This window comes from Arthrobacter sp. 2YAF22_2, from assembly GCF_052114645.1.
Lineage (GTDB): Bacteria > Actinomycetota > Actinomycetes > Actinomycetales > Micrococcaceae > Arthrobacter.
Genome location: NZ_JBFRFD010000567.1, coordinates 1 through 2,161, shown reverse-complemented (window position 1 = coordinate 2,161; position 2,161 = coordinate 1). Strand labels below are relative to the sequence as shown.

Here is a 2,161-nt window from a genome sequence, read left to right as displayed (position 1 = left end):
CCCGTCCCCAGCGTGGGACGGGACCGCCGGTCCGGCCGCAAACTACCGACAAAACAGCTGCTCGGCCTCGCGGGGATCATCGGATTCCTGGCAACGTGGGAACTTATTCCCCGGCTCGGCCTCATTGACGAGCAATTCCTGCCACCGGCCAGCGAAGTTATCCTGGCTCTTGTGCGCGACTTCGGCCTGACAGCATTCTGGATTTCGGTCGGTGAGACCATGTCGGCCTGGTTCCTGGGCCTCATCATCGCCGTAGCCCTGGCCGTGCTGCTGGGATTCATCATCGGCTCCAGTGATTTCCTGCGGAAGGCGACCAACTCCACCGTCGAGTTCCTGCGTCCCATCCCGTCAGTGGCCCTGATTCCGCTCGCCGTGCTGCTTTTCGGCGTGAAGATGGAGTCGTCCCTGATGCTGATCACCTACGCCGCCTTCTGGCAGGTGCTGATCCAGGTCCTTTACGGCGTGGCCGACGTCGACATGGTCGCCAACAACACCGCGAAGACGTATGGTCTGGGCCGGATGGCACGGATCCGCTACGTGGTGTTCCCCACCGCACTGCCTTACCTGATGACCGGCGTCCGGCTCGCCGCCACGGTGGCGCTCGTGCTCGCCATCACGGCGGAACTCGTGATCGGTTCCCCGGGACTGGGCCGGGAAATTGCCCTCGCCCAGTCCGGCGGCGCCATCTCCGGCATGTACGCGCTCGTCCTTGCCACCGGCCTGATCGGTGTCCTGATCAATGCCCTGATGCGGCTGATCGAGAAGAAAACCCTCTCCTGGCACAGCTCCGTCCGTTCCGAGGTGATCGTATGAAAGCCCTGAAGACTCTCGGCTACGTGCTGGCGCTGCCGGCCCTGCTGATCCTGCTCTGGTGGGTCTCGACCCTCGGGGCGGTTAACTTCTTCGTTCCAACCCCGGCCGCCCTGGTCGGCAAGTTCGGCGAAGTCTGGTTCGGCCCCCGCTTCGTCACCGATGTGCTGCCCAGCGTCGGCCGGCTCCTGATCGGCGTCGTCGCGGCGATCGTGATCGGCGTGGTGGGCGGCGTGCTCATCGGCTCGGTCCGCTGGCTGCGGGCCCTGCTGGAACCGGTGTTGGAGTTCTTCCGCGCCATCCCGCCGCCCGTCCTTGTTCCGGTGCTGATCCTGCTGATGGGCATCACTGACTCCATGAAGATCGCCGTCATCGTCTCCGGCTGTGTCTGGCCGGTCCTGCTCAACACCATCGAAGGGGTCCGCGCTGTCGACGGCGTCCTCTCGGATTCCGCGCACACCTACGGCATCGATGGGTGGGCCCGGGTCCGCTACCTGGTCTTGCCGTCGGCMAGTCCGCAGATCCTGGCGGGTGTGCGCCAGTCGCTTTCCCTCGGGCTGATCCTGATGGTCATTTCCGAAATGTTCGCCTCGTCCTCAGGGCTTGGCTTCACCATTGTCCAGTTCCAGCGCTCCTTCGCCATCCCGGAAATGTGGTCCGGCATCGTGGTGCTGGGCCTGCTGGGCGTGGCGATGTCGTTCATCTTCCAGTGGGCCGAGCGGAACATCCTGCGCTGGTACCACGGCCAGAAAGAGGTAGAAAATGCAGCCTGACCCCACCCCGGCGCCAGCCGGGACGACGCAGCCAGCCGGGACGACACTGCCAGCCGGGACGACACTGYCAGCCGGGACGACACTGCCAGCCGGGACGACACAGCCGGAGGCAATGCTCTCCGTCCGCGGTCTGAAGAAGGTCTACCAGACCGACGGCGGCGACATCGAGGCGGTCCGCAACCTTACCTTCGATCTGCGCGCCGGCGAACTGGCGTGCCTCGTGGGTCCCTCGGGTTCCGGCAAGACCACGCTCCTGAAGTGCATCTCCGGTTTGATGGCGCCCACCGAGGGGGAGGTCCTGCTGGACGGCAAGCGGGTGTCCGGGCCGCCGAAGAAGATGGCGGTCGTCTTCCAGGAGTACGGCCGGTCCCTGTTCCCCTGGATGCGGGTCCGGGACAACGTTGAGTTGCCCCTGAAGAACCAGGGCGTGCCGAAGGCCGAGCGGGACAAACTCGTCGACGAGGCCCTCGAAGCCGTCGGACTGGCCCACGTCCCGCGCTCCTACCCCTGGCAGCTTTCCGGCGGCATGCAGCAGCGCGTGGCGATCGCCCGCGCCATCGCGTACCAGCCCGAGGTGC

At 65.8% G+C, this 2,161-nt stretch carries 3 protein-coding genes; all 3 read left to right on the top strand.

The genetic code is table 11. The annotated features are described in order from the left end of the window. Nucleotides 1-12: 12 nt before the first annotated feature. Nucleotides 13-813: an ABC transporter permease gene (locus AB4Y86_RS17360; protein WP_441403409.1), complete on the top strand. Its 801-nt coding sequence runs from the start codon at nt 13-15 to the stop codon at nt 811-813. Continuing rightward, on the top strand, nt 810-1,583 hold the full coding sequence (locus AB4Y86_RS17355; protein WP_441403408.1) for an ABC transporter permease: 774 nt from the start codon (nt 810-812) through the stop codon (nt 1,581-1,583). Before AB4Y86_RS17360 ends, AB4Y86_RS17355 begins: the two co-directional genes overlap by 4 nt. 112 nt (nt 1,584-1,695) lie before the next feature. Next, on the top strand, nt 1,696-2,161 hold a 466-nt coding region (locus AB4Y86_RS17350; protein WP_441403407.1), incomplete at its 3' end, for an ABC transporter ATP-binding protein.